The sequence below is a fragment of the Polaromonas sp. P3_A5 genome (assembly GCF_056403055.1).
Genome location: NZ_JBFUGF010000002.1, coordinates 102,854 through 127,409, shown reverse-complemented (window position 1 = coordinate 127,409; position 24,556 = coordinate 102,854). Strand labels below are relative to the sequence as shown.

Here is a 24,556-nt window from a genome sequence, read left to right as displayed (position 1 = left end):
ACAAAAGTTGCACTTCACGGATTCCCTGCATTCGCCGAAGATCCGGCAACCAGAACATCCACAGGAGACAAACCATGCTGCCGAAACACCACGTCCGGACTTTGCTGATGCTGAGCTTGCTGCCACTGGCGGCTGGTTTCTCCATGGCGGCGACCAGTCCGGCGACGCCCAAGAACTGGCCCGAAAAAGCGATCACCATCGTGGTGCCGACCTCCGCCGGCGGCGCCAATGACGCGATGGCGCGCGTCCTGGCGCAGGGACTCAGCGCACGGCTTGGCAAACCGGTCATCGTGGACAACCGGGCCGGGGCGAACGGCGCGATTGCCAGTGAGTTCGTGGCCCGCGCCGCGCCGGACGGCTACACCTTGATGTTCGGCTACATCGCTACCCACGGCATCAACCCGGCCTTGCAAAAGCTGCGCTACGACCCGGTCGCCGATTTTGAACCCATCGGCATGGTGGCGGCATCTCCGACGGTGCTGGTCGTCAGCCCGGAAGTGCCGGCCAAGACCGCCAAAGAACTGGTGCAGCTCATCAAGGCCAAACCCGACAGCTTCAGCTTCGCGACGGCGGGGAACGGCACCGCACCGCATATCGCAGGCGAGCTGTTCAAGCTGTCCGCGGGGGTGGACGTGATTGGAATTCCCCACAAAGGCTCAGCGCCCGCCGTGATGAGCACCATCTCCGGCATTACGCAATACATGTTTCCCAGCTTGTTTACCGCGTACCCGCAAATCAAGGGCGGCAAGCTCAAGGCGCTCGGCATCGCCGGTGACAAGCGATCTCCCGTCTTGCCGGACGTTCCGACGCTGGCCGAGCAGGGAATTCCCAACGTCAGCATGTCGCAGTGGTACGCCATGTTCGCCCCCGCTAAAACCCCCAAGGTGGTGGTTGACCGGTTGAACCAGGAGATCAACCGCGTATTGGCCGAAAAAACCGTACAGAAATTCATTGAAGACCAGGGGGCCGAGGTTGAAACCAGCACGCCTGCGCAACTCAAAACCCTGGTGCAAAAGGAAGTCACGCGCTGGAAGGGCGTTGTGGCGACCGCAAAAATCAAGCTCGACTGAGTCGCGCAAGTTTCACTGAAAGGAGGGTACGCGCATGAACTTGCAAGACTGGACAGGCCGCAGCGAAACAGTGGAGGACACCGCCACTGCCACGCCGTACGCAGCGTTGTCGGCCACGCTCGACCGCGCCGACACCTCGCGTCCCGCGCCCGGCACGCCGTTGCCCTGCCTCTGGCACTGGCTGTATTTCCTGCCGATCCACGCGCAATCGGAGATCGGCCCGGACGGCCATGCGCGGCGAGGCGGCTTCCTGCCGCCCGTTCCCCTGCCGCGCCGCATGTGGGCCGGCAGCGATTTCGAGTTCCACGAGCCGCTGTGTGTCGGCGACGCGCTCTCGCGCACCTCAACCATCGTCGATGTGACGGAAAAGAGCGGCCGCACCGGCAGCCTGGTTTTCGTGAAGGTGCGCCATGAACTGCGCCGCAACGGTTCTGCAGGCGTGGCGTTGACCGAGCACCACAACATCGTCTACCGTGCGGCGCCGACGCCCGGCGACGTGACCCCTCCGCCGCTGGCAGCGCCCGCCGAATTCGCGTGGGTGCGCCGCATCGTCGCCGACGACGTGCTGCTGTTCCGCTACTCGGCCCTCACGTTCAACGGGCACCGCATTCACTACGACCGCAAGTACGTCACGGAGGTCGAGGGTTACCCCGGCCTCATCGTGCACGGCCCCTTGATCGCCACGCTGCTCATGGACCTGTTGCGTCGGCATATGCCTGAGGCCATGGTGCGCAAATTTGAGTTCAAGGCGGTCCGGCCCACGTTCGACGTCAACCCGTTCTCGATCCACGGGCAGCCTTCGGCCGACGGCAAGAGCGTGCGGCTGTGGGGGCGTGACCATGAAGGCTGGCTCACGATGGACGCCATCGCCACGCTGGGCTGAGGAGACGCCATGCAGCCACTCAAGGGAATCACCGTCGTCACGCTCGAACACGCCATCGCGGCGCCTTTCGCCACACGGCAGCTGGCCGACATGGGTGCGCGGGTCATCAAGGTTGAACGCCCCGGTGTGGGCGATTTCGCACGGGCCTACGACAGTCGCGTGCGGGGCCTTGCATCGCATTTCGTCTGGACCAACCGCTCCAAGGAAAGCCTGACGCTGGACGTCAAGCACGAGGAGGCGCAGAAAATCCTCATGCGCCTGATCATTGAAGAGGCCGACGTCGTGGTGCAAAACCTCGCGCCGGGCGCTGCAGCACGGCTCGGCCTGTCGTACGAAGCGTTGGCCAAGCGCAAGCCCGGCATCATCGTGTGCGACATCTCGGGGTACGGCGGTGACGGTCCTTACCGCGACAAAAAAGCCTATGACCTGCTGATCCAGAGCGAGGCTGGCTTCGTCTCGGTAACCGGTACGCCCGACACACCGTCCAAGGCCGGTCCATCCATCGCCGACATCGCTGCCGGCATGTATGCGTACACCAACATCCTGGGCGCGCTCATGCACCGTCGGCAGACCGGTGAGGGTCAGCGCATCGACATCTCGATGCTCGAATCGCTGTCGGAGTGGATGAGCTACCCGCTCTACTACGCCTTCGAAGGCGCGGCGCCGCCCCAGCGCACGGGTGCCAGCCACGCGACCATCTATCCATACGGCCCGTTTCTGGCCGGTGACGGCAAGACCGTGATGATGGGCCTGCAGAACGAACGCGAGTGGAAGGTGTTTTGCGAAAAAGTGCTGCTGCAGCCCGCGCTTGCCAGCGACCCGCGTTTCGCCGGCAACGCACAGCGCAGCGCCGCCCGGGGCGAACTCTCGTCAATCATCGTTGAAGCCTTCAGCACCTTGACCGCCGCCCAAGTCGTCGAGCGGCTGGAAACCGCTGGTGTGGCTAACGCGCAAGTCAACACCATGAGTGAGCTGTGGAAACATCCGCAACTCGAAGCGCGCGCGCGCTGGCGTGAAATCGATACCCCGGCCGGCGCCGTGCCCGCCATGCTGCCGCCCGGTTCCTGGCAACATGGCGCCCCGCGCATGGGCGCCGTGCCCGCGCTGGGCCAACACACCGACGCGATCCTGAGCCACTTTGGCTATGGCGTCGAACAGATTGCCCAGTTGCGCGCGGAAGGTGCGGTATGAGTAGGCCGCCCGCCGTGCCGCTGAGCTACCTGTTCGTGCCGGGCCACCGGCCCGAGCGATTCGCGAAGGCGCTGGCCTCGGGCGCGGACCGCGTCATCATCGACCTGGAAGACGCGGTCTCGCCCTCTGACAAGGCTGCCGCGCGCGAAGCCATCGCGGCGTGGATGCCCTCCGCCAACGAGGAGATTCGCGGCAAGCTGTTGATCCGTATCAACGACGCGAGCACGGACTGGTACGCAGACGATCTGCAGCTCCTGCGGCGGGTTCGGGCAGCCTGCGTCATGCTTCCGAAATGCGAAAGCAGACGGCAGGTGGCTGACGTTCTTGGTTCGCTCGATGCGGGTACCACCGTGTTGCCGCTGGTCGAAACAGCGCGTGGCCTGCTGGCCGCCTTCGACCTTGCCACTGCACCCGGCATCGCACGCCTGGCCTTCGGTTCGCTCGACTACATGGCCGACCTTGACATTCCCGCCGACAGCCCGTCGTTGCAGCACGCCGCGATCCAGCTTGCCATTGCCTCACGCGCCGCGGGTTTGCCCTCGCCCGTGGCTGGCGTCACGCCCGACGTCGATGCGGACCGGGTTGCCGCCGACATGGCGCAGGCACGCTGCCTTGGCTTTGGCGCCAAGATGTGCATTCATCCCGTGCAGGTCGCCGCGGTGCATCGTGCGCTGCGGCCTGACGCCGAAGAGCTGGCTTGGGCGCAACGCATCCTGAGCGCCTCGCGCGCAGCCGGCGGCGGCGCCATCCAGCTCGACGGGAAGATGGTCGATCGCCCGGTTGTCCTCAAAGCCGAGCGCATCGTGGCCCTGGCTGCACGCACTCCCTGATTTTTCACAAGATACATAACCCAACGGAGAACCTATGTCCGCAACCATCATCGACTCAAAAATTTTCGGCGACATGTTCAGCGATGCCGCCATGCGGCATGTCTGGTCGGACGAGAATCGCACCGCCAAATACCTGGACATCGAGCGTGCGCTCGCCAAGGTTCAGGGCGCCCTCGGCATCATTCCCAAAGAGGCGGCTAAAGAGATCGTGAAGAACTGCGAGCCCAGCCAGATCGACTGGGTCAAGCTCAAGGCCAAGACCGAGCAGATCGGCTACCCGATCATCGCCGTGGTCAACCAGATCAACGCGCATTGCAAGGATGGCCTGGGCGAATACTGCCACTGGGGCGCCACCACGCAGGACATCACCGACACGGCCGCCGTGCTGCAGATACGCGAGGGCCTCGCACTGGTCGAGGCCGACCTCGCGGACATCTCGGCCTCGCTCGCCAAACTGGCGCGCGACCACCGCGACACGCCGATCATCGGCCGCAGCAATCTGCAGCAGGCGACGCCCATCACCTTCGGCTACAAGATGGCCAGCATCCTTGCGGGCATCGAGCGCCACCGCGAGCGCCTCACGCAGCTCAAGCCGCGGGTGCTGGTCGGCGAGTTCGGCGGCGCGTCGGGCACGCTGTCCTCGCTTGAAAAAGGCGCAATGGAAACCCAGGCCGACCTCATGAAGGAACTCGGCCTCGGGCAGCCACTGATTTCGTGGCACACCGTGCGCGACAACTTCGCTGAAGTTGGTGCCTTCCTCGGCATCGTCGGTGGATCGCTCGGAAAGATCGCGATGGATGTGAAGCTGTTGATGCAGACCGAGGTCGCCGAAGTGTTTGAGCCTTTCGCGCCAGGGCGCGGCTCCTCGTCAACCATGCCGCAAAAGCGCAACCCGATCTCCTGCCTCTACATCCATGCCAACATCTCCGTGGTACGCCAGCTGGCCGCGTCGCTGATGGACGCGATGGTCGCCGACCATGAACGCTCCACCGGCCCGTGGGAAATCGAATGGGTGGCGATGCCCGAGATTTTCTGCCTGATCTCGGGCGCGCTCAAGCAGACGAAGTTCATCCTCGCGGGTCTGGAAGTCGATGCCGCGCAGATGCGCCGCAACATCGACATGACCCACGGCCTCGTGATGTCGGAGGCCGTGATGATGGGCCTGGGCCCCTACATCGGGCGTGAATACGCTCATGACCTTGTCTACGACATCTGCCGCGACGCGCTCCAGCAAAAGCGGCCGCTGATCGATCTGCTGGCGGAGCATCCCGAAATCAAGAAGCACGTGACACGGGAGCAGCTGGCCTCGTTCTGCGATCCGATGAATAACCTGGGCCAGGCAGGCGTGATGGTCGACCGCGTGCTCGCGTCGGTCAAGGTGCCGGACTCGCAGCCCACAAGAGTGTCGTAAAAAGAGGGCGGCTCAAGCTTCGGACCAAAGTTTTGTGTATGCGGTTGAAGGGTACCGTCTCAACGTCTTAACGGAAGCTCCAGCGTCACGCAGGTTCCATGTGTGCCACTGGAAATGCGGACCTGGCCCCCCAATTTTTGTGCGCGCATTCGCATCGCGGCCAGGCCGCGTTGGGTCTTGCCGGGGGCGGGAACGGCGTGCGTGTCGAAGCCGCAGCCGTCATCTGTGACGGACAGTTCCAGTGTGCTGGCGGTATCACGCGCGCGAACTGTGATGGTCCTGGCCGCGCCATGGCGCACTGCATTGTTGATGGCCTCCTGGAGCGTGCGCAGGATGGAAAGACCTGTCTCGGGTGTCAGGTAGTCCATCTCCGGCAACGGCCCCACTTGCCACTGCAAACCAACCCCGATGGCGTTGAGCCGCGGCTCCAGCCGATAACGCAAGTTGGCCAGCAGGGGCAGCAGGTCGCTTTCCTCAAGGTCCAGCGAATCGATGATGAGCCGCATGTCTTCCAGGGAGTCTTCGATCACGCGCGCGACCTCCTCTCGCGGCACTTCGTCGCGGCGGGTCATCCGCAGCGCGGTGATCAGCTGGCTGCCCATGCCGTCGTGCAGGTCGTGCAGCAGCCGGGTACGCTCGGCGGCGATCACGGCCTGGCGCTCCTCGGCCTTGCGGCGGTCGAATTCCGCGCGCATTTCTTCCAGGGCCTGCCCGTGCGCTGTGCTGACGCCGGCGACCGCAAGGTTGATCTCTTCTTCGGCGCTGGCCCTGTGCAGCGCCAGGCCCTCGAGCGTGCGCGCGACCAGGGTGGCCAGCACCAGTAGTGCGGCCACTGGGGCCATGAAGAAGCTGTCGAAGGCGTTCAGGTCGGCGGGAATGGCCAGGTCCTGCAGCACCGCGGCCCACCAGAGGACCAGCGTCACTGCCAGGAACACCTCGTTGCGCCGGCGTGTGCGCCAGGCCCTGTGAACCTGGGCCAGCACCACGGCGATGGTCAGGGCGAAATAAGGCCAGTGCAGCACGGCCGCGACGTTGGGCCGCATGTCGCCCTTCAGGTAGGCGGCGACGCCCGCTGCGAAAGACAGCGCGATGACCCCGTAGAGCACTTTGAGGTAGCGCTTCCAGGGCGGGCTGGTCCAGTGGCTGTACTCCAGCAGCAGCATGATCATGAGCGTGTTGGACACCAGGGTGCTGGCCAGCGCGAACAGCAGGGATTCGGGGCCGGGCGGCCCGGCTTCAGGCGCGAGCATCACCAGTGCCCGCGGCATCCAGCTCACGCACAGCAGCACGAACAGCAGGTGGATGTAGCGGCGCGTCTTGAACCACAGCGGGATGGCGCCGAACAGGCAGATCGGCACCGCGAACATCAGCATTGTGGGGGCAATGCTTTGCAGGAAACGGCGCACCTGGAAGGCCGGCCCCACGGCCGCAGTGGTTCCCAGGCTCATGCGCGAAAGTCCGCCGCGGGTGTCGGCGCTGCCGCTGACGCGCACCTGCAGCAGGTTGCCCGAGGGCTTGAGTACGTGGCCTCCCAGGGGCACCCACAGCGCGCGGTTGCGGGTAAATCCGTTGCCCGTGCCAAGGTCCAGCCGTTCGCCGTTGAGCCAGAACTCGCCCAGGTCAGCCACACGCGGCACGACGAGCACAAGTTCATGCTCCGGGCCGGTAGCGCCGGCGGCCTTCAGGGGAGCGTCGAGCGCGATCGAATACCAGGCGACGCCGTCAAAACCAGGGCGGCTGCGGCGCCAGTTGTCGGGCAGCGTGACGGGCGAAGCCTTGCTGAAATCGACTTCGGCGGGGCGCCCTGCGTCTTTAGTGGCGACCACCGCCCGTTCCAGGGTGGCCGCCGTGGCGCTCCAGGACGGCGCCGCCAGCATCAGCGTGGCGCAGGCGCATAGCGCGGCCCATATGCCCTGCAATCGCATTCAGATCAGTCCCCGGGCACGCGCCTGGTTCACGGCTTCGACGCGCGAGTGCACGGCCAGCTTGCCGTAAATGCTCTTGATATGGGCGGCTACGGTAGACGGCGCGACGTCGAGGTGCCGCGCTGTTTCGGGCACCGAAAGGCCTTGCGAGATGGCCGTCAGCACGTCTTTTTCGCGAGGCGTCAGCGGCTCCATCAGCCAGCGCAGTGCCTCTGCCCGTGGTGCGGCGAAGCTGCGCAGGAGATAGCGCGCCACCTGCGGCGAAAGCGGGGCTGCGCCCTCGCTCACGGCGCGGATCGCACGGCCGAATTCCGCGGTCGGTGTGTCTTTGAGCAGGTAGCCGTGGGCACCCGCCTGCAGGGCGCGCACCACGTGGGCCTCGTCACCGAAGATGGTCACCACCAGGATGCTGGTGTGGCGCGAGCGGCGGGCCAGGTCCGCGATCAGTTCGGTACCGTCGCCGTCGGGCAGGCCCAAATCAATCAGTGCAACGTCCGGCTGGGCAAATGAAAAGCTGCGCCGTGCCTCAGCGCAGGAACCCACCGCCTCCAGCAGCCTGAGGCCAACATCTTCACGCACCATGCGCGCGAATTCCTCGCGGATTGGTGTGTCGTCTTCCACCAGGGTCACGGTCAGGATGGACATGGATGCGCTTGATTCCTTCAGTTGTTGTTGGGGCTGACGCCGCCGTGAATCTTAGCGGGTGCGCCTATTTGACCGCAAAAAAATTCGGACCGTCTCCCCGAATCAGGGGAGGCGATTGCCTTCCCGGCCCGACACCATACGCGGCATGCAAACCACTACCCGATCCACGACAGGCGCTTCGCTGCCGCTGCGTCAGGGCGTCTACGCCTCTTCCTGGCCCGTGCGCCGCGCCGCGGTGCTGTTGTGCGGAGCCGCGTGCCTGGCCGGACTGGAGCCTGCAGCGGCGGTCAGCCCTCCCGATGCCGGCAATGTGTTGCAGCAACTCAGGCCTGCGGCTCCCGTGCCCCGCGATGACGCACCGGCTGTGCTGCCTGCAGCACCGGCCGCGGCATCCCCGATGCCACAGGCATCACCGGGGGATGCTGCAATCCAGGTGCGGGTGGCGCAGATAAAAATTTCGGGTGCCACCGCTTTTTCCGAAGCAGAGCTGTTCACGGTGGTGCAGGACGCCATCGGCCGTGAGCTTGACTTCGCCGGGCTCGAGGAACTGGCGGTGCGCCTGAGCCGCTTCTATCGCCAGCACGGCTATACGGTGGCGCGCGCCTACCTGCCCCAGCAGGACATCCGGGATGGTGTTGTGAAAATCGCCATTGTGGAGGGCCGTTACAGCGCCATCACCGTGAAGCCGCAGGGCGAATTGCCCGCGCCGCTGCCACTGGCCGCGCTGGTGCCGGGTGAGCTGGTAAACGACGCAGCGCTGGAGCGTTCGCTGCTGCTGGCAGCCGACGTGCCCGGCATCGCGGTGCGCTCGACCCTGCAGCCCGGCGCGTCGGTGGGCACCAGCGAACTGGTGGTGGACGTTGAGCGGGGGCCGGCTGTCACTGGCTTGCTGGAGGCCGACAATTTCGGCAGCCGCGCCACCGGCCGCGAACGGGCAGGCGCCAGCCTGTACTTCAACAACCCGGCCGGCCTGGGCGACCTGGTGTCCCTGCGCGCATTGACCGCCGGGAGCGATATGAACTACGCGCGCCTGGGGTGGCAGTTACCGGTGGGCGGCAACGGCACGCGCGCGGGCGCTGCCGTCTCGGTGATGAGGTACCGCCTAGGCGGGGAGTTTGCAAACCTGGACGCACACGGCGACGCTTCCATAGTCACCCTGTTCGCCGCGCACCCGGTGCTGCGCTCACGCCTGCACAACCTGAACGCGCAAGTCAGTGCCGAGCACAAGCGCCTGCGTGACCGCATCGACCTCGTCGGCTCGGCCGATGACAAGCATCTGAACCTGCTCAATCTTGGCCTTTCCGGTGACGCACGCGACGGCTGGGGTGGCGGTGGCGTCTGGGGGTTTTCGGCCGCTTATACGCGCGGCCAGCTGGCCATTAACAGTGCCGACGCATTGGCCATCGACGAGGCTACCGTGCGCAGCGCCGGCAGCTTCGGCAAGCTGGGCCTGCTGGCCATGCGCCAGCAAAGCGTCGGCAAGGCCAACTTGCTGGTCTCCTATACCGGCCAGTGGCCCAGCAAGAACCTGGACTCGTCCGAAAAGCTGCCGCTTGGCGGCGCTGGCGCCGTGCGCGCCTACCCGCAGGGCGAAGCGCCGTCAGACCGCGCCAGCCTGCTGACGCTGGAACTGCAATACCCGCTGGGCGCCGGCTGGCAGCTGGTCGGCTTTTACGACGCGGCCGTTGGCTACGGCAATGAGCAGCCGTTGCCCGGCGTTGGCGCGTCAAACCGGCGAAGCCTGTCGGGTGCCGGTCTGGGCCTGAACTGGGCGCATGCCGACGGCTGGAGCGCACGCTTCTTTTACGCACGCAAGCTGCACGGCGGCCCGGCCACCGCCGAGCCGGATCGCAGCAGCCGGCTGTGGCTGCAGGTGTCCAGGAGTTTTTGAGTGGCCAACGCACCGCCTGTTTCACGCTACATATTTGATAGCTGCTTGCGCACGTTCTGAAAGGGCTGCAGCCCGATTTTATTCACAACCGAAGGAAAAACCGCCATGAACCACACCTACCGCGTCATCTGGAACGAAGCCGGCGCCTGCTTTGAAGCCGTGGCCGAAACGGCCAGCGGCAAGGGCAAACGCAGCCTGGGCAAGCGTGAACGCAAGCTCCGCGCGTTGGCCCTTGCCGCCGGCCTGGCAGCGGCGCAGGCACTGGCCGCTCCCACGGGTGGCCAGGTCAGCGCGGGTCAGGGTGGCATTACGCAAAGTGGCACCACCACCACCATTACCCAGACCACACCCAAACTCGCCATCAACTGGCAGAGCTTCGGCATCGCCGGCAACGAAACCGTCAACTTCTTGCAGCCCGGCGCCAGCGCCATCGCGCTGAACCGGGTGCTGGGCACCGAGGCCAGCCAGATCCTGGGCCGGCTCAATGCGAATGGCCAGGTGTTTTTGCTCAACCCGAACGGCGTGTTGTTTGGCCAAAGCGCGCAGGTCAGCGTCGGTGGGTTGGTGGCCTCGACCCTGGGCATGAGCGATACCGACTTCATGGCTGGGCGGTATGTGCTGCGTGCCAACGGCAGTGGCGGCGGCAGCGTGCGCAACGAGGGCACGATACGCGCGGCCGACGGCGGCAGCATCGCGCTGATTGGCGGCCAGGTCAGCAACACCGGCACGCTGGTGGCCAACCTCGGCACGGTGGCGCTGGCTGCCGGCAAGCAAGTCACGCTCGACTTCGCAGGTGACGGCCTGCTTAAACTCGCGGTGGACGAAGGCGCGGTCAATGCGCTGGCGCACAACGGCGGTCTGATACAGGCAGACGGCGGCACGGCCTTGCTCACCGCGAAAGCGGCCGACGCGCTGGCCGGCACCGTGGTCAATAACACCGGCGTCATTCAGGCGCGCACACTCGAAAACCGCGGTGGCGTCATCAAACTGCTGGGCGGCTTTGACGGTGGCACGGTGCAGGTGGGCGGCACGCTCGATGCGTCTGCACCCAGCGGCGGCAACGGCGGCTTTATCGACACCTCGGGCGCGCATGTCAAGGTGACCGAAGGCACTCGCGTCAGCACGCACGCACCGCAAGGAAAAACTGGCACCTGGTTGATAGACCCGGCCGACTTCACCATCGCCGCCAGCGGCGGCGACATCAGCGGCGCCACGCTGTCTGCCAATCTTGCAAGCAGTGACGTCACCATCCTGTCCAGCAGCGGCAGCAACGCGGCGGGTAATGGCGACATCAACGTCAATGACAACGTGAACTGGAGCGCCAACACGCTGACGCTGACCGCTGCGCGCGACATCAACATCCGGGCGGTGATGAACGCCACCGGCACGTCGGCCCTGGCGATGAACACCGGCACGGCCAACGGCGCCGATGCAGGTGTGGCCGGAGGCAAGGTCAAGGTGCCGGTGGACCCGCTCACAGGATTCGCCGGCCGCGTGAACTTCGACCGGGCGGGCACGGGTTTTCTCACCATCAACGGCGAGGGCTACATCGTCATCAACACCCTTGGCACCGAAGGCTCCACCACGGGCCTGCAGTCCATCAACCTCGACGGCGGCCTGCGCTACGCGCTGGGCGCAGACATCGACGCCAGCGCGACCGCGGGCTGGAACGGCAACAAGGGTGCCTCGCCGCTGACGGGGCTGGGCGGCGTGATGGACGGCCTGGGCCACGCCATCAGCAACCTGAAGCTCTGGGTGCCGACGAGCATGACGGGCTTGTTCTCGGTGATCGGCGGAACGGTCAGGAACCTGGACCTCGTCAACGTGACGGGCAATGCTTTTACGGGTGCAGGCGCACTGGCCAGCGACGCCAACAATGCCACGCTGCACAACCTGCGTGCATCGGGCACGCTGGCAGGTCCTGGCTCCAGCGTCGGTGGACTGGTGGGCTTCATGAGTGGCGGAACCTTGCAGGATGCGCACGCCCAGGTGGCCATCAACATGACCAGCAGCGGTGACATGGTGATTGGCGGCCTGGTGGGCGAGGCCATCAACGGGGCCACGCTGCGTGACGTGTCGGCCTCCGGCGCGGTCAACGGGGGCAACAACTACGACTATGTGGGCGGGCTGGTGGGCCGCCTCAGCGGCGGCGCCACCGTGCAGAATGCGCGGGCTTCGGGCGCGGTCACGGGCCGCGCCCACGTGGGCGGGCTGCTGGGCGCGAACGGCAACGCCGACGCGCTCACCGCGGGCACCACCCTGACCAACGTCAGCGCCAGCGGCACCGTCAACGGCATCGGCAGGCTCGGCGGCCAGGGCGTGAACGGAGCGGCCCGCAACGTGGGTGGCCTCGTGGGCTGGAATTTCGGCAACATCTCCCAGGCGAGCGCGACCGGAGCGGTGGTGGCCGACGGCGGCGCGACCACCACCTATACCGGGGTTGGCGGCCTCGTCGGCCAGAACTACTCGGGGGACATCACCAATTCGTATGCCACCGGCTCCGTCACGGCCACGGGACTCACCGGCGTCACGCAGTACGTCGGCGGGCTGGTCGGGCACAGTACTGGCGCGCTGGCTGACGTCTATGCGACCGGCAACGTGAGCGCCACCGGCGACTACACGGGCGGCCTGGTGGGACGCAACACCGGTGCGGTGACGGACGCGCGCTCCGACGCCGTGACCGTGCAGGGACCCGGCAATTACACCGGCGGACTGATCGGCGACCACAGCGGCGGCGCCATCCAGAACGCCCGCGCCACCGCGAACGTCACCAGCCAGCGGCAGTACAGCGGCGGGCTGATCGGCAGATCGACGGGAGCCGACCTCAGCAACGTCACAGCCACCGGCTCCGTCACCAACACAGGCAACGCCGTGGGCAATGCCGGCGCGAACGTCGGCGGCCTGGTGGGGCGGGTCGCCGGCGGGACGATCGACCAGGGGGAAGCGACGGGTGACGTGAGCGGCTATTCATTTGTTGGCGGCCTGGTCGGCAACTTCGAGGGGACCTCGCTGACGCGGTCGAGGTCGACCGGCGCGGTCGCGGGCGACAGCCTCGTCTCCGGCGCGAACGTCGGCGGCCTGGCGGGGTACGCCGGCGGCACGGTCTCCGACGTCCGGGCCACCGGCAACGTCACGGGCCGCAGGTCGGTCGGGGGCCTGATCGGCAACGCCGACGCACAGCTTTCCAACGCGGTGGCGACCGGCAACGTGCAAGGCCTCACGAACGTCGGCGGACTGCTCGGGCAAACCATGGGCGTCATCAGCAACGTGCACGCCGAAGGCTCCGTGCGGGCGACCGACACGGGCAACAGCGATGTCGGCGGCCTGATCGGATCGGCTGAGGCGACGCTCAGCAATGCCTACGCCACCGGCCGGGTGGAGGGTGCCGGCAGCCGGGTGGGCGGCCTGATAGGGCATAGCGTCAACACCGGGGGTGTTCCCACCTCGAACGTCTATGCCACGGGAGAGGTGGTCGGTGCCGGCGGCGTGGGCGGCCTGGTCGGGGTCACCGACGCTGCCAGCGTGATTCGCGGCGCCTACGCGTCGGGGGCCGTCACCGGCACCGGCACCGCGGTGGGCGGCCTGATCGGCAGCAACAGCGGCGCGCTCAGCGACGCCTATGCGAGCGGCAGCGTGAGCGGTGGCAGCCAGGTCGGCGGCTTGATCGGCGATGTGGTGGCCGGCACGGTGGACAAGACCTACGCCACCGGCGCCGTCAGCGGCACCAGCGCCCTGGGCGGGCTGGCCGGCTCGGCCTCCGGCACGGTCATCAACAGCTACTGGGACACCGCCACGAGCGGGCAGGCCGCCAGCGCTGCCGGCACCGGCCGCACGACCGCGCAGATGCGCCAGCAGGCCACCTTTGCCGGATGGGACGTGGGTGCCACAGGCGGCACGTCCACCGTTTGGCGCATCTACGAAGGCATGACCAGCCCGCTGCTGCGCAACTTTTTGGTGGCGCAAAACGTGGCCAATGTGAACACGGTTTACAACGCGGCGACGCAGGCCGGCAGCGTGGCGGCGCCCTCGGGCACGCGCACCGGCACTGCCGCCAGTGGCCGCAACGTCGGCACCTACACCGCGTTTTCCGATCAGCAGGGGCTGGACATCGTGGGCGGCCTGCTGACTATTACGCCGGCCGCGCTCACCGTGAGCGGCGTGACGGCCAGCGACAAGGTCTACGACGGCAACACTATCGCCGCGTTGAATACCGGCGCGGCAACGTTGTCTGGCGTGCTGGGCAGCGATAACGTTGCCGTCAATTTGAGCAGCGCTACCGGCAACTTTGCCGATAAAAATGTAGGCAATGCCAAAGCAGTAACAGTAAGCGGGGTGGGCTTGTTGTCGGGCACCGATGCGGGCAACTACAGCGTTAGCAGCCCGACTGCGGTGGTCGCCAGCATCACACCTAAAACCTTGGCGGTCAGCGGCCTTACTGCGGACAACAAGATGTACGACGGCAATGCCACCGCTACGCTGAACACCGGTGTGGCGGCGCTGTCAGGCGTGATCGGCCTTGAGGACGTAACGCTGAACCTGAGTGGTGTCACCGGCAGTTTCGCCGATAAAAAGGTCGGCAATGCCAAAGGGGTGACCTTGAACGGTACCGGCCTGCTGGGGGGCGCCGATGCCGGCAACTACAGCGTCAGCAATCCGGCTGGGCTGGTGGCCGACATCACGCCCAAGGCGCTGACGGTCAGCGGTATCACGGCCAGCGACAAGATCTATGACGGCAACACGACCGCTGCCGTCAACATCAGCAGCGCAAGCTACGCGGGATTGGTGAGCGGCGATGTACTCGAAGTCAACGCCACCGGCACCTTCGGCAACAAAAACGTAGGCAACGGCAAAACGGTGACGCTGGCCAGCAGCTACACCGGTGCCGACGTGGGGAATTACACCATCACGGACCAGGCCACCACCACCGCCAACATCACACCCAAGGCCTTGACGGTCAGCGGCATCACGGCCAGCGACAAGGTCTACGACGGCAACAACGCCGCCACCGTCAATGTGGCTGGCGCAAGCTACGCTGGCCTGATCATCAATGACGATCTCGCGGTCACTGCCAATGGCGCCTTCGGCAACAAAAACGTGGCCAACGGCAAGACCATCACGCTCGCCAGCAGCTACACGGGCGCCGACGTCGGCAACTACACCATCACCGGCCAGGCTACGACGACGGCGAACATCACACCGAAAGCATTGACCGTCAGCGGCATTACGGCTGCCGACAAGGTCTACGACGGCAGCACGACCGCCACTGTCAACGTTGCTGGTGCAAGCTACGCTGGCCTGATCACCAACGACGATCTCGCGGTAACTGCCACAGGCGCTTTCGCAGACAAACATGTGGGCAGCGGGAAAGCCGTCGCCCTCAGCAGCAGCTACACAGGCGCCGACGTGGGTAACTACACCATCACCGGTCAGGCGGCGGCCACGGCCAGCATCACCCCGGCCGCGCTGACTGTGACCGCGCAGGCCGACAACCGTGTTTACGACGGCACCACCGCGTCGGCAGCAGCGCCCGTGGTCACCGGCGCGCTGTACGACACAGTTGCCAGCGCAGCCACGCAGACCTTCGACAACAAAAATGCCGGCAGCGGCAAGACGCTGACTGCCGCCGGACTGGTCATGAACGACGGTAATGGCGGCAACAACTACAGCGTCAGCTATGCCGCGAACAACAGCGGTGTCATTACGCCAGCGTCACTTTCGGTGATCGCCGATAACCAGGCCAAACAGGTCTATACGCCCGACCCTTTGCTGACTTACCGCACCGGGCCGTTTGCGGCCGGCGACAGCGCGGCCTCTGTACTGAGCGGTGCGTTGCAGCGCGTGGCGGGCGAGCAGCCTGGCAATTACGCGATCAACCAGGGTTTGCTGGCAGCCAATGGCAACTACACGATCAACTACACGCCCGGCACCTTGTTGATCACGGCCGGACTGCTGCCTGGTCAGGCTGCAGGGTCGACCGGCGGCACACCCTACCAGCAGGCAAAAGCGCAAACGCCGCTGCCAGCGCCTGAGTTCAGGCCGCTTTCTGCGTGTATCCCGCTGGCGGGTCGTGGCAACTGTGCCGGTGAACTGCCGCTAACGATTGTGGATGAGGGCATGCGCATGCCGGCGCTTGCTCAAAGCACCAACTGAAGGACTTTATTCATGCAACCCAGCTGACGGATGATTGGCTCACGGGTTTTCCGGACTTGATGTAGAGCTCGACCGCTCGAATCCTGTCTTGGCACGGATACGTGAACTACCTCCTGATAGTCCAATTTTTGTCTGCATCCCCTCTTGGGCAGGTTATGGGGAATCAAAACAAACCTTAAGCGCAGCATTCCAGGTGCTGGAGTTCAAGGCCGGTTTCCGCTAGGTGCAAGTCATGGCCCACTGCCGGCGGGCGGCCGCCTGAAGGAAGTCGATCACAGCCCGTACGCGCGCGGCGTTGCGCAGGTTGGGCAGGGACACTGCGAACATCGTGTGGGTAACACCGGAAGCGTAAGGTGATAAAACCTCCTTCAAAAGGCCCTTGGCCACGTCCCCCGCAGCCAATGGAACCGACAGCATGCCGATGCCCGCCCCGGCCACCAGGGCGTGATGCACCAGGGCCGTGGTATTCGTTGCGAGCTGTGACCTGACAGTGACTTCGACCGACCGTCCGGCCTTGCGGAACGCCCATGTCACAACGGGCCCCTGCGCGGTATGGGTTACCGTCTGATGCCTGCCAAGCTCCTCCGGGTTGGCGGGTTCTCCATATTGGCGCAAATATTCAGGCGAGGCGTACAGGCGGCGTTCAAAGGAGCCAAGGGCACGGGCGACCACAGCCTCGCTATTGCCCACTGTGGTGCGCAGGGCCACATCGATCCCGTCCGTCACGAGATCGGCAACCCGGTCATCGGCCACCATCTCGATGCGCAACTCCGGGTATCGCGCGCGCAGCGGGCCCAGCTGCGGCACAACCAGTTCCTCGCAAATCTCCTGGCTTGATGCCAGCCGCAGCGCACCGGCCACGCGATTTCGCTGTTTCGACACCGCGGCAGAGATGTCCTCCATCCGCGCCAGCAGTTCACGCGCTTCCTGCGCCAGCTCAAAGCCTTCGGCGGTTGCCGACAGCCCATGTGTGGACCGGCGCAACAAAGTGACCCCATACCCCGTTTCGAGCCGGTTGACTCCCCGGGTAACGACAGAGACTGCCACGTCCAGCTCTCGGGCGGCCGCAGAGAACGAATTGAGGTCGAGTGAGCGAACCAGCCACCGCAAGTCCGCAGGGTCCGGCAGGAAGTGTTTCATCGGGGTTGCCTTTGCGTTTCGAGCAAAACCGATTATGCGGGATGGTGGTTTCCGGCTGTAGTGGCTCGCCCTAAAGTGGCGACACCAACCCAAAAAAGGAAACAACCATGCCTATCCTCAATGTCAAGATCTCGGCGAACCGTACGCCAGAACTCTCGCAACTCGTCACCGACACGCTGCTGGACCTTTCCAGCCGCTTGCTCGGAAAGCGACGTGACCTCACCGCAGTGGTGATCGACTATGTCGATCCGCGCGACTGGTTTGTCGCCGGAAAATCGCTGGCCGAACTGAAGATGACCAGCTTCTACTTCGACATCAAGGTGGTGGACGAAACCAACACCAAGGCCGAAAAGGCCCGGTTTGTCGCCGAATCATTTGAAGCGTTCGGGCGCATCCTAGGAGACCTGCACCCAGAAAGCTATGTGTACGTGCAAGACGTGCGCGGCAGCGCGTACGGCTATGGCGGGCGCACCCAGGAATACCGCCATCAACATCCAGACCAGTAAGAGGCAGAGCCATGGAACTAGCAAACACTATCGTCGCCGCGGCTATGCGCCGGGCCGGACTCAGCACCTGGATCCCGGAAGGGGAAGGGAAATGGTCACTTCCGATCCAGTTCCTGCCAGATGGTTCAGGCTGGGTCGAATTGATGCGGCTCAAGCCGGGCACACGGCTGGGTTTACACCGACACACTGGCGAGGTTCACGCCCTGACCTTGGTTGGCGAGCGTCGCTTGAACGACGGTCGCATGGTGGGCGTCGGGGACTACATTCATGAGCCTGCCGGCAATGTGGACTGGTGGGAAGCTGTAGGGGACGAGGAACTCCTGGTGCACGTCGTCGTCAAGGGCAGTGTCGAATACCTCGGAGCGCACCACAGCGTACTGCAGCGGATAACTGCCGCCGACCGGATCTCGGACTACCACCGGCATTGCGCAGTAGTCGGCGTGCAGCCTCGCGTGCTGGACTAGCTGGGCGATTCACGAATTGCCGATAGCCATGTCCTGCTTCACCCGGGCCTTGCCGGCGCTCATTGCTCTGTGCGCCGGGCGTATTGCAAATGCGCACCAAAGCCCAACTGAGCAGTCCAGCGCCACAGCACGCCTTGGTCACATGGAACTGCGGGCCTTGCTGGGCGGGTGGCCGATAACACGCTTGAACGCCCGGCTGAACGAGGCCTCCGAGTCGTAACCCAGCCGGTCAGCGGCCACTGTGACACGCATGCCGTCCTGCGCGATCCAGTTGCGGGCCTGGAACATGCGAATGCGGGCCACGTACCTGGCCGGGCTTTCGCCCACCGATTCCTTGAAGGCCTGGGCAAAACGTGATCGCGATGCGCCCATGATGTTCGCCATCTCCGGCACGCTCCAGTCCTGCTCCGGCGTCGCGTGAATGGCTGCAAGCACCTTGCCCACACCGGGCGAGCGCAGCGCTGCGATCCAGCCTGTCGAGTTGCTGCAAGCGCATTCCACCCAGGCGCGGATGATGCTCGCGGCGAGCACGTCGGCCATGCGGGCCAGGATGCCGCAGGCGCCGATGCGGTTGAGCGAGGCTTCACGTTCCATCGCGTCAAGCAGCATGGGCACGCCCGGATCGCGTTGGGCCAGGTCGCCGGCGCGGATCACCTCCGGCATCATGGCCAGCAAGGGGTGCAGCGGGTCGAGGTTGAAGGTCATGCTGCCGCAGAACATGACGTGGGAGGGTACTTGCGCCACAGAAGCTCCGTCCCGCAGCAGGTAGATGTCGTCCGCGACCCGCTCGCGATCAAAGGTCGCGAGGTCTACCGGCGGCACTTCGGGCGAACTGGCCAAGGTGTGGGCCGTGCCGCGCGGCAGCAGCACCGCGTCACCGGCCTTCAGTTCCATCCACCCGGACTGCGGCGTGTGCATCCAGGCGTCTCCGCTGGCGACGAAGTGAAAACGTGCGGCCGGTTGCGCGGCAAAGGAAATCGCCCACGGCGCATGCATGAGGCAGCGGCCGTACTCAACGCCTTCCAGGCGCAGGCCCAGCAGGACTTTGGTGAGGGAATCGGGCCCTGCGGCAGGCAGGCCCCCGTCTTCTTGAGGAGGCTGAACGACGGGCGTGAAAGTTCTGGAGGAATCGTCAAGCATTTCGGCTCTTTCGCCATGGAAAGGTGTCGATGCTAGGCCTAAGCTGGCAACCCTGTCCTCAACAAGGCTTCATATTTCATGTCATCAACTTCCTGTTCTGCCTGTCTCGATCCGCTGGCCGCCGGTGTAACTCCTGTCAATGATCCGCCCGGTGAGGCCGCCGCGCTCTGGGCGGCGGTCGCCTCACTGTCCCTGGGCGTGTTCGGCCTGGTCACGGCGGAATTCCTGCCGGCCAGCCTGCTGACCGCCATGGCGGCTGACCTGCACGTCACGGCAGGCGCTGCGGGCCAGGCCGTCACGGCCACCGCGCTTGTCGGCGCGGTGGCCGCGCCGACCATCCCCTTGCTGACGGCACGCTTTGACCGCAAGCGGGTGCTGCTGACGCTCACAGCCCTTTTGTTCGTATCCAACCTGTTGGCGGCGACAGCCGCCTCGCTCTCGGTGCTGCTGGTCGCGCGCGTGGTGCTCGGCATCGCGCTGGGAGGGTTTTGGTCGATGGCGGCGGCACTGGCCATGCGCCTGGTGCCGGAACGGCTTTTCCCGCGCGCAATGTCGCTCGTGTTGACGGGCGTGTCCATTGCCACCGTCTGCGCGGCGCCCGTCGGCGCGTGGATGGGTAGTCTTTGGGGATGGCGCAGTGCTTTTGTCGCGGCAGGTGTCGTCGGCCTGCTGGCTTTCGTTGTGCAGCTGGTCGCGTTGCCGCCCCTGCCGCCACGCGACCAGGCCAGTCTGAAGGGCCTGCGCGATCTGCTTACGCGGGGGCCGGTACGCATCGCTCTGCTGGCAGTGCTGCTCGTGATATCCGGCCATTTTGCGGGCTTCACCTACATCCGGCCCGTGCTTGAAGACGTGACGAAGCTGCCAGTGGCGGCGATTTCCGCTGTGCTGCTGGGCTACGGCATCGGCGGCTTCTTCGGGAACTTTGCAGGGGGCTGGCTGGCGGGGCGCAGTGAGCGATACGCGATCGTCGCAGGCAGCGCAATGATCGCCTTGCTTGCGGCTGCGCTGCTCATTGGCGGCAGCTCCACCGTGGTCACCGCTGTGGCGGTGACGCTATGGGGGTTCGCATTCGGCGCATTTCCGGTCGGCTTCCAGACCTGGATCGTGCGCGCCGCGCCCGACCAGGCAGAGGCCGCGGGCGGCCTGCTGGTGGCAGCGTTCCAGATCGCCATCGCCACGGGCGCCATCGCAGGCGGCCTCATCGTTGACTGGACTGGAGCGCTCGGTGCCCCTGCATTTGCCATGGTGGCTGTGGCGCTGGGCGGCCTGCTGGCATGGCGGCGTGGCCCGGCGCCCGCCGTAGCTGAAGCACGGAGGCAGTCATGACAAAGTCAAAACCAGACCCTAGCATCAATCGGCGCATCACCTTGGCGGCGCATCCGCGCGGCCTGCCTGTTGCGTCTGACTTCAAGCTCGTGACCGAGCCCGTGCCGCGCCCAGGCGAAGGCCAGGTACTCCTGCGAACGCATTTTCTTTCGCTGGACCCGTACATGCGCAACCTGATGGACGAAATCGGGCCTGGATACGCACCACCCGTTCCATTGGGCGGCACCATGCCGGGCGGCACAGTCAGCAGCATCGTCGACTCCAGGCATCCCAAATATCGCGTTGGTGATCTCGTGCTAGCCAACGCTGGCTGGCAGGACTACGCTCTGAGCGATGGGAACGACCTGCAGGTCATTGGTGACATGGTCCGTCCGTCTCTGGCGCTTGGTGCGCTCGGAATGCCGGGCTTCACAGCTCACGTCGGATTGCTGGACATCAGCCAGCCAAAAGTTGGTGAAACTGTTGTGGTTGCAGCGGCGACCGGTGCGGTGGGCGCCATGGTCGGCCAGATCGCGAAACTCAAGGGCGCCCGCGTGGTAGGCGTCGCCGGCGGTACCGACAAATGCCGGCAGGCGGTCGACGATCTGGGCTTTGATGCCTGCGTCGACAGGCACGGGCCATTGTTCAGGGAACAGCTTGCTGCCGCATGCCCGGCGGGCATTGACGTGTACTTTGAAAACGTCGGAGGCGACGTATTGGCGGCAGTCCTTCCGCTCCTCAATCTTGGCGCCCGTATGCCTGTGTGCGGCTTTGTCGCACATTACAACGACTCGGCAGGTTTTCCCGGCATCAGTCAGCTGCCGCAGTTCCTGGCCGCCATTTTGCAAAAGAGGGTGCGGGTGCAGGGGTTCATCATTCTTGACCACTATGGCGCGCGCTTTGACGTGTTCCGCAGTGACATGGAAGAATGGATCAACAGTGGACAGGTCAAGGCGTTGGAGCACGTTGTGGATGGTCTTCTGCAAGCACCCGCCGCCCTGTCAGACCTGCTGCAGGGCCGGCACTCCGGCAAAGTCGTCGTACGCCTGGAGGCATAGCTGCAGAGGGGCAGATTTACGCTGCCTCGCGTGGCGCGGCCCTGTCCAGGGTTACAACACACCGGCCTTGTAGACGCCGGGTACCGGTTCGCCGGTGACTTCGAGCACGCCGACCGCGCCCTTGCCTGCGCGTGACAAGGCGTGGTCCACCAGTAAATACCTTCCGGGGTGTTGGACCTTGATTTCGACGATGGTCGCGCCGCCGGGTGCCACCAGCGTTGTCTGTACGTCGTGCTTGAGACCCGTGAAGGAGCCTTCGCTGTACACGGTATCGAAGATCTCACCGATAACGTGGAAAGACGAGATTTTGTTGGGGCCACCGACGCCGAAGTAGATGCGCACGGTTTCGCCTACCTTGGCCTGAAGTTTATGGGTCTTGCTCAGTGCACCGACTTCGCCGTTGAAGACGTAGTAGTCGGGCAGTTCATTGGCCATCTTCTCGAGGTCGGCCTCCTGGTGTCCCTTGGCGCCGTGTGGACGGCCGGTGTACATCTCTCCCTGCATCACGTAGTACTCGCGGTCCACCTTAGGCAAACCGCCTGCGGACTCGACCAGGATCATTCCGTACATACCGGCCGCGATGTGCTGCGGCACCAAGGGCGTGGCACAGTGGTACACATACAGGCCCGGGTTGAGCGTCTTGAAGGTGATGGTCTTTTCCTGGCCCGGAGCAACCTGCGTGTGTTCGCCGCCGCCATGGCCGCCTGTCACCGCATGCAGGTCGATCGAATGGATCATCTTGCTGTCACGGGCATTGGCCAGCGTCAGCTCAATGGTGTCGCCTACGCGGGCGCGAAGCATCGGACCGGGCACCTGGCGGTTGAAAGTCCAGTAGGTAAAGCTCGTGCCGTCGTCGAGCTTTCCGGGCAACTCGACCGTCTCCATGCGGTACTTCAGGGTCTTGGGAGCCCGGCCCCCTACGGCAGCCGGCACCGTGGCCGGGTTGGCAGCCACGCTGACTGCGGACGGGTCGGCCGCGCGCTGTGGCACGGGAGCTGGGGTGTAGAGTGCAAGTGCGGCCTGGCTGGAGTCGCTGCCAGCGGGCGCAGTCGCTTGGGCCGCGGCGGGGCCGGTGACTTGCAGCCGGCCTTCCATGCCGATCTGCCGGTGGCCGGGGATTGAGCAGTAGTAGGTAAACGTACCAGAGCGCGGAACCTTGAACCGCAGAGTGGTCTTGCCAGTGCCGGGGCTGAACTTGGACGATGCGACGTTGAGTTCGGGGATCACCAGGTCGTGCTCCGCGCCTTCGCCGCTTTCCAGCACGATCTCGATCGTGTCGTCTGCGTTGGCCGCAAGGGTCGGGTTCACCTGTCCTTTGTCGTCGACGAACACCATTTTCCCGTCGACGATGTTGGTGTGCAGTGCGTAGCGCCTGATCCCGGCGGGCGCCGCTGCGGTTGAAATGCTGCCGGACGCGGCCGTGGTATGCGCCGGGTGCGCGGCGGGCTGCGCCTGCACGGACAAAGCCGTGGTGAGGATGCCGATGGCGGCGGCGATGGCGCCGAGGGAGAGGGTCCGTTTCATGTGGCGTTTCCTTGGTCTTTGTGCCGATTCGGCAGTTCTGACTATGCGAGCGGTGCGCCACGAGAAGCTTGCTTTAGATCAATACCTTGCCAGATAGATGGTTTGTTCGACCTGAATAAAAATGGTTCAGAACGTTCGGGTTGCCGTGTCGGGTAACGCCTGCCTTCAGCCTGTTTCTTTTCCTTCCTGGCAAGAGCCCAGTTGACAGAGTTCGCTCATGTGTCGAGTTGCGCCAGCACGCGCCGTGTGGCGGCAAGGGCCCGGCGTGCGCGATCGGTGGCGCCGACGCTGAGTGCCAGGGTACGCGTTGGCACTTCGAGGCTGAGGGGGATGTTGCGCGGCGCGGCGCGCAGAAGACCGAGGAGGTCCACTTCGCCATCGCCAGGAAACAGGCGCTCGGAGCGGGCCTCGGCGAGGATCGCGTCCATCGTCGGTGGAATGGCTGCGGGCACGTCACAAAACTGCATGAAACGAAAGCGCGATGGCGGGATCTCGGCAATGTCCTTAATGCAGCTGCGAGAGCGGCTCAGATGAAAGGGGTCGATCAGCACACCGGCGTTGCTGCAGCCGGTGCGCTCAACGATGCGTGCAGCCTGGGTCAAATCCTTCGCGTCGGTCCAGGGCATGAATTCCAGGGCGGCCGCCAGTCCGTAGCTGTTGGCGAGGTCGCAGAATGCGGCGAAGGTATCGGTGAGCCGGGCCTCGTCTGGATCGTTTCCGGCCACAAGCAACTCGCTCGCACCGAGCCGGGCGGCGGTGGCAATCGCGGCTTCGTAGTCGCTGACCAGGGTATCGGGCTTGATGCGAAAGATTTCGACATCAAGCACCTTGATGCCGGTGTCCGCCAGGCGATGCTCGACTTCGCGCAGCATCTGCGTGTCTCCCACAATGTCGTACTGCGGCTCGGTCGGCGTTGCCGGCAGCAGGCGGATGCCTACATGGCTGAAGCCGGCGTCAAAGGCACACGTCACCATTTCAGGAGGCGTCAATTCCAGCACGGTCAGGGCGGCGAGTGAAATGGGTCGGGTCATATTCCTGGCTCCGGGCTCACGTCGATGAGGGCAACTGAGACTCCTTCTTCATCATCCAGAGTTCCTGAGTGTCCAGCGCGACACGTTCTACCACTCCGTCGCTCTCGAGTCTTTCCAGCGCCTCCAGTGTTGTAGCTTCCGGAGGGACGGGCTCTTCCCATTCGATCCAGAAAGAGTGAATTCCCCTGGCCGTATCGACTGAGTGCGGGGCACTCTCGAGCTTTCTGCGAATACAGAGGACGGCGAAATCGACCAGTTGTTTGTTCATCAAGCAAGCTTGTTTTGTGGGGATGCCGCTGCGTGTCATTAAGCGTGCGCGTTCCAGGCACTACTGCATGCCGCAATATCTTCGAAGCGCCTGTTCTGCAGTTTCTTCGCAATAGATGACTTCA

The 24,556-nt window shown here is 64.9% G+C and carries 18 protein-coding genes; 11 read left to right on the top strand and 7 right to left on the bottom strand.

Translation table 11 applies throughout. The annotated features are described in order from the left end of the window. Positions 1–74 precede the first annotated feature (74 nt). From AC1DU8_RS18075 to AC1DU8_RS18055, 5 genes are read left to right on the top strand one after another with little or no spacing between them, the layout of a single operon-like run. Complete coding sequence (locus tag AC1DU8_RS18075; RefSeq protein ID WP_457282515.1) at positions 75–1,070, top strand: Bug family tripartite tricarboxylate transporter substrate binding protein; 996 nt, start codon at positions 75–77, stop codon at positions 1,068–1,070. Positions 1,071–1,104: 34 nt separating this feature from the next. Beyond that, the gene (locus AC1DU8_RS18070; protein WP_457282516.1) at positions 1,105–1,953 is read left to right on the top strand and encodes an HTD2 family dehydratase; all 849 of its coding nucleotides are present in this window, start codon (positions 1,105–1,107) and stop codon (positions 1,951–1,953) included. Between the two features lie 9 nt (positions 1,954–1,962). After that, positions 1,963–3,144 (top strand): CaiB/BaiF CoA transferase family protein, encoded by a 1,182-nt coding sequence (locus AC1DU8_RS18065; protein ID WP_457282517.1) that lies wholly within the window; start codon positions 1,963–1,965, stop codon positions 3,142–3,144. Next, the gene (locus AC1DU8_RS18060) at positions 3,141–3,974 is read left to right on the top strand and encodes an HpcH/HpaI aldolase/citrate lyase family protein (RefSeq protein WP_457282518.1); all 834 of its coding nucleotides are present in this window, start codon (positions 3,141–3,143) and stop codon (positions 3,972–3,974) included. Before AC1DU8_RS18065 ends, AC1DU8_RS18060 begins: the two co-directional genes overlap by 4 nt. A gap of 34 nt (positions 3,975–4,008) precedes the next feature. Continuing rightward, a complete protein-coding gene (locus AC1DU8_RS18055; RefSeq protein WP_477667411.1) occupies positions 4,009–5,385 on the top strand; it encodes a class-II fumarase/aspartase family protein in 1,377 nt (458 codons plus the stop codon). Positions 5,386–5,444: 59 nt separating this feature from the next. On the opposite strand, the gene AC1DU8_RS18050 is transcribed toward AC1DU8_RS18055, so the two are convergent. After that, a complete protein-coding gene (locus tag AC1DU8_RS18050; RefSeq protein ID WP_477727083.1) occupies positions 5,445–7,310 on the bottom strand; it encodes a sensor histidine kinase in 1,866 nt (621 codons plus the stop codon). Further along, positions 7,311–7,955 (bottom strand): response regulator, encoded by a 645-nt coding sequence (locus tag AC1DU8_RS18045; RefSeq protein WP_477667409.1) that lies wholly within the window; start codon positions 7,953–7,955, stop codon positions 7,311–7,313. A gap of 145 nt (positions 7,956–8,100) precedes the next feature. Here AC1DU8_RS18045 and AC1DU8_RS18040 point away from each other — a divergent pair, with 145 nt between their 5' ends. Both AC1DU8_RS18040 and AC1DU8_RS18035 read left to right on the top strand, forming a co-directional pair. Then, positions 8,101–9,846 (top strand): ShlB/FhaC/HecB family hemolysin secretion/activation protein, encoded by a 1,746-nt coding sequence (locus AC1DU8_RS18040; RefSeq protein ID WP_477727082.1) that lies wholly within the window; start codon positions 8,101–8,103, stop codon positions 9,844–9,846. Between the two features lie 105 nt (positions 9,847–9,951). After that, positions 9,952–15,996, top strand: coding sequence for a YDG domain-containing protein (locus AC1DU8_RS18035; RefSeq protein WP_477727081.1), 6,045 nt, complete (start codon positions 9,952–9,954; stop codon positions 15,994–15,996). Between the two features lie 219 nt (positions 15,997–16,215). Here AC1DU8_RS18035 and AC1DU8_RS18030 read toward each other — a convergent pair whose 3' ends face one another. After that, positions 16,216–17,136 (bottom strand): LysR family transcriptional regulator, encoded by a 921-nt coding sequence (locus AC1DU8_RS18030; protein ID WP_477701627.1) that lies wholly within the window; start codon positions 17,134–17,136, stop codon positions 16,216–16,218. Positions 17,137–17,243: 107 nt separating this feature from the next. Between AC1DU8_RS18030 and AC1DU8_RS18025 the strand changes: the two genes are divergently transcribed. Next, the gene (locus tag AC1DU8_RS18025) at positions 17,244–17,642 is read left to right on the top strand and encodes a tautomerase family protein (RefSeq protein WP_477667405.1); all 399 of its coding nucleotides are present in this window, start codon (positions 17,244–17,246) and stop codon (positions 17,640–17,642) included. Between the two features lie 11 nt (positions 17,643–17,653). Then, a complete protein-coding gene (locus AC1DU8_RS18020; RefSeq protein ID WP_477667404.1) occupies positions 17,654–18,106 on the top strand; it encodes a cupin domain-containing protein in 453 nt (150 codons plus the stop codon). A 138-nt stretch (positions 18,107–18,244) separates the two neighbouring features. On the opposite strand, the gene AC1DU8_RS18015 is transcribed toward AC1DU8_RS18020, so the two are convergent. Then, complete coding sequence (locus tag AC1DU8_RS18015; RefSeq protein ID WP_477667403.1) at positions 18,245–19,246, bottom strand: AraC family transcriptional regulator; 1,002 nt, start codon at positions 19,244–19,246, stop codon at positions 18,245–18,247. 78 nt (positions 19,247–19,324) lie between these two features. On the opposite strand from AC1DU8_RS18015, the gene AC1DU8_RS18010 reads away from it, so the two are divergent. After that, on the top strand, positions 19,325–20,572 hold the full coding sequence (locus AC1DU8_RS18010) for an MFS transporter (RefSeq protein ID WP_477667402.1): 1,248 nt from the start codon (positions 19,325–19,327) through the stop codon (positions 20,570–20,572). Further along, entirely contained in the window at positions 20,569–21,609 is a 1,041-nt protein-coding gene (locus AC1DU8_RS18005) for an NADP-dependent oxidoreductase (protein WP_477667401.1), read from the top strand. The genes AC1DU8_RS18010 and AC1DU8_RS18005 overlap by 4 nt, the downstream gene beginning before the upstream one ends. Positions 21,610–21,660: 51 nt before the next feature. Here the strand turns inward: AC1DU8_RS18005 and nirK are convergent, their stop codons facing one another. From nirK to AC1DU8_RS17990, 3 genes are all read right to left on the bottom strand, one after another. Continuing rightward, the gene (gene nirK / locus AC1DU8_RS18000; RefSeq protein ID WP_477689909.1) at positions 21,661–23,133 is read right to left on the bottom strand and encodes a copper-containing nitrite reductase; all 1,473 of its coding nucleotides are present in this window, start codon (positions 23,131–23,133) and stop codon (positions 21,661–21,663) included. 215 nt (positions 23,134–23,348) lie between these two features. After that, positions 23,349–24,164: a sugar phosphate isomerase/epimerase family protein gene (locus AC1DU8_RS17995; RefSeq protein ID WP_477727080.1), complete on the bottom strand. Its 816-nt coding sequence runs from the start codon at positions 24,162–24,164 to the stop codon at positions 23,349–23,351. 16 nt (positions 24,165–24,180) lie between these two features. Next, the gene (locus AC1DU8_RS17990) at positions 24,181–24,432 is read right to left on the bottom strand and encodes a hypothetical protein (protein WP_477669987.1); all 252 of its coding nucleotides are present in this window, start codon (positions 24,430–24,432) and stop codon (positions 24,181–24,183) included. Between the last annotated feature and the right edge of the window lie 124 nt (positions 24,433–24,556).

What these genes read in the sequence shown, in the direction of transcription:
- AC1DU8_RS18040 (WP_477727082.1), top strand. Translation starts at nt 8,101, where the DNA reads ATGCAAACCACTACCCGATCCACGACAGGCGCTTCGCTGCCGCTGCGT.
- AC1DU8_RS18005 (WP_477667401.1), top strand. Translation starts at nt 20,569, where the DNA reads ATGACAAAGTCAAAACCAGACCCTAGCATCAATCGGCGCATCACCTTG.
- AC1DU8_RS17995 (WP_477727080.1), bottom strand. Translation starts at nt 24,164, where the DNA reads ATGACCCGACCCATTTCACTCGCCGCCCTGACCGTGCTGGAATTGACG.
- AC1DU8_RS18025 (WP_477667405.1), top strand. Translation starts at nt 17,244, where the DNA reads ATGCCTATCCTCAATGTCAAGATCTCGGCGAACCGTACGCCAGAACTC.
- AC1DU8_RS18035 (WP_477727081.1), top strand. Translation starts at nt 9,952, where the DNA reads ATGAACCACACCTACCGCGTCATCTGGAACGAAGCCGGCGCCTGCTTT.
- AC1DU8_RS18010 (WP_477667402.1), top strand. Translation starts at nt 19,325, where the DNA reads ATGTCATCAACTTCCTGTTCTGCCTGTCTCGATCCGCTGGCCGCCGGT.
- AC1DU8_RS18060 (WP_457282518.1), top strand. Translation starts at nt 3,141, where the DNA reads ATGAGTAGGCCGCCCGCCGTGCCGCTGAGCTACCTGTTCGTGCCGGGC.
- AC1DU8_RS17990 (WP_477669987.1), bottom strand. Translation starts at nt 24,432, where the DNA reads ATGAACAAACAACTGGTCGATTTCGCCGTCCTCTGTATTCGCAGAAAG.
- AC1DU8_RS18020 (WP_477667404.1), top strand. Translation starts at nt 17,654, where the DNA reads ATGGAACTAGCAAACACTATCGTCGCCGCGGCTATGCGCCGGGCCGGA.
- AC1DU8_RS18075 (WP_457282515.1), top strand. Translation starts at nt 75, where the DNA reads ATGCTGCCGAAACACCACGTCCGGACTTTGCTGATGCTGAGCTTGCTG.
- nirK (WP_477689909.1), bottom strand. Translation starts at nt 23,133, where the DNA reads ATGAAACGGACCCTCTCCCTCGGCGCCATCGCCGCCGCCATCGGCATC.
- AC1DU8_RS18055 (WP_477667411.1), top strand. Translation starts at nt 4,009, where the DNA reads ATGTCCGCAACCATCATCGACTCAAAAATTTTCGGCGACATGTTCAGC.
- AC1DU8_RS18070 (WP_457282516.1), top strand. Translation starts at nt 1,105, where the DNA reads ATGAACTTGCAAGACTGGACAGGCCGCAGCGAAACAGTGGAGGACACC.
- AC1DU8_RS18030 (WP_477701627.1), bottom strand. Translation starts at nt 17,136, where the DNA reads ATGAAACACTTCCTGCCGGACCCTGCGGACTTGCGGTGGCTGGTTCGC.
- AC1DU8_RS18065 (WP_457282517.1), top strand. Translation starts at nt 1,963, where the DNA reads ATGCAGCCACTCAAGGGAATCACCGTCGTCACGCTCGAACACGCCATC.
- AC1DU8_RS18045 (WP_477667409.1), bottom strand. Translation starts at nt 7,955, where the DNA reads ATGTCCATCCTGACCGTGACCCTGGTGGAAGACGACACACCAATCCGC.
- AC1DU8_RS18050 (WP_477727083.1), bottom strand. Translation starts at nt 7,310, where the DNA reads ATGCGATTGCAGGGCATATGGGCCGCGCTATGCGCCTGCGCCACGCTG.
- AC1DU8_RS18015 (WP_477667403.1), bottom strand. Translation starts at nt 19,246, where the DNA reads ATGCTTGACGATTCCTCCAGAACTTTCACGCCCGTCGTTCAGCCTCCT.